Below are 2,046 nucleotides of genomic sequence, written 5' to 3' on the forward strand. Positions count from 1 at the left end.
GTAAAATTTTCGTTGCATTATATTTTTACATAATATATAATAGATTACTTTATATTGTGTCGATGAAAAGTTATGCACTCAAATATTTACTTGATATTAAAAAATAATATATATAAAAAAATACTGTCATATTTTGCAATATTATCTAATTTTAGATGGAAAAATGATACTGCATTATCTTTACACGATGCAGTGCAATGCAACAACATAGATTTAGTATGTCAATTATTAAACGAAGAAACCGCTTATGAAAAAGATAAAGATGGCATGTATGAATATGAATATGCAATAGATGATTTAAACCTGGATATGCTCTTAAAATTTTATTACTTTTACAACATACAAGTTCAAGTAAAATTAAAGCTAGAACATAAAAAATTAAATAGCAAGTTAACTTTTCAGAATAATATGTATGGAATTGGTACTGTGCTTGCAACAATTGTAAGCATTGCAAGTGTTTTATATGGGACAGTGATAAATTTTACAGCACAATCTCAAGAAAATCTAACAACAGATTTTGTTATAAGTCAGGTAGTGCCTGCTATCGCACAGTTATGGCAGTATATGGCTGAATCAAAATATAACTTAACTGAAATTATTACTGAATTTGCTAATGCAACTGTAGGAAGGAACGAATATATAGAAGATAATTCCTTAAGGAATATCATAGTAAAATTAAAAAGCATGGTTTATAAAAGTATAATGGAAAATAAGGAAGTTAAAAATGAGTTAAAAAATTATAAATATAAGAATGTGAACATATCGGCTTTCCACTTTTTAGAAGAAAAAATCAAATCATTCAATAATGTCTATGGTCAGATATTAATGTTTTCTTCTCTTGCAATAGGTATTATGGCTTTTTTTAGCCTAATACCTTGCTTTATAGGTTTTCGACATTCTAGGCAATTAACACTACAAGAAAAATTATTTGATAAAAGTGAAGACATTATAGAACATATAAAACACATATTATCTAACAATATAGATAATATTAAAGATGAATTATTAGATTTTAATCTCACACCACGGCATAGATTACTGTTACCTCTAATAACGCAGGAAAGACCACCGTCAGAAAGTATTAACCAAGCAAATCATAGAAGTTTACCAGAGGTAATGAATGTTTCACATAAGAATAAATCAAATCAATTAAGTGTCAACCATTTGCCAGGAGCTGTTCCAGATTATGAATTAACAAGTATCTTATCAGTAGATGAGCCAAGTACTTCATTTCAAAGACATTGATTTATTATATAATTTTGCTGCTAAAATCTCAGTAATCATTAACAACATTATTTTTATTTTATTTATATTACTAGCAACACCAAGGTCTTGTATCATAGTGCTAGTATTAGCAGAAGAACTAAAAAGCTTCTTAACATCAGGCACCATATAATATAGTATACGCGATACACTAATTGTAGCACTTACACTAAGAATAAAAACTATCTCGTTACCTAAGTGTATTGGTATATCTGATACATTAAACATATGGATTTTAATCATAAAACCAGTTAATCCAAGTAAAAAAATTAAAGATTTTAAAATTAGAGACTGTGTTAAGTCATTATCTTTGCTAGAGTCCTTATTAGTTTTCCATTCTTTATATGCACGGTAACATAATATAGATTCAAAAACACCTACAAATAAAATTGTTGGTAGCAATTTAACATAAGATATGACTCTTGCATTATCAAGAAGATCCACTACTTTTGTTTTAATTAATACTTTCGTGACATTATAAATTAATAACACTGATATACTTATAATTCTAAGTTTTTTATGTTTATGATTGCTTTCTTTACTTTTTTCAGTGTTAATTAGGTTCTGTAAAATAGATATATAATACAGTATACTTAGAATAATTAGTGGCATGCTCACTATTGAAGCAATATTACTTATAAAAAGAATATAGTGCTTATTGGTATTAATAAAATTACAACAAAACTGTAGTGATATTATATGCCCTAAAGATACTATAGATATTAGAACATCAATAGCTGTTACTATTTTAGTATTGCGAACATCATTTGCCTTATCTATTAC

Annotated in this window: 2 protein-coding genes; one reads left to right on the plus strand and one right to left on the minus strand. The window is 26.8% G+C overall.

Features of this window, described 5'->3' with window-relative positions; genetic code table 11:
- Positions 1-72 precede the first annotated feature (72 nt).
- The gene (locus tag V6U76_RS05135) at positions 73-1,245 is read left to right on the plus strand and encodes a hypothetical protein (protein WP_333024058.1); all 1,173 of its coding nucleotides are present in this window, start codon (positions 73-75) and stop codon (positions 1,243-1,245) included.
- Here V6U76_RS05135 and V6U76_RS05140 read toward each other — a convergent pair.
- Positions 1,228-2,046: hypothetical protein (locus V6U76_RS05140; RefSeq protein ID WP_333024059.1), on the minus strand; the 819-nt coding region annotated here is incomplete at its 5' end. The two genes, V6U76_RS05135 and V6U76_RS05140, sit on opposite strands and share 18 nt — an antisense overlap.

This window comes from Wolbachia endosymbiont of Pentidionis agamae, assembly GCF_036711655.1.
Classification (GTDB): Bacteria; Pseudomonadota; Alphaproteobacteria; order Rickettsiales; family Anaplasmataceae; genus JAZHPY01.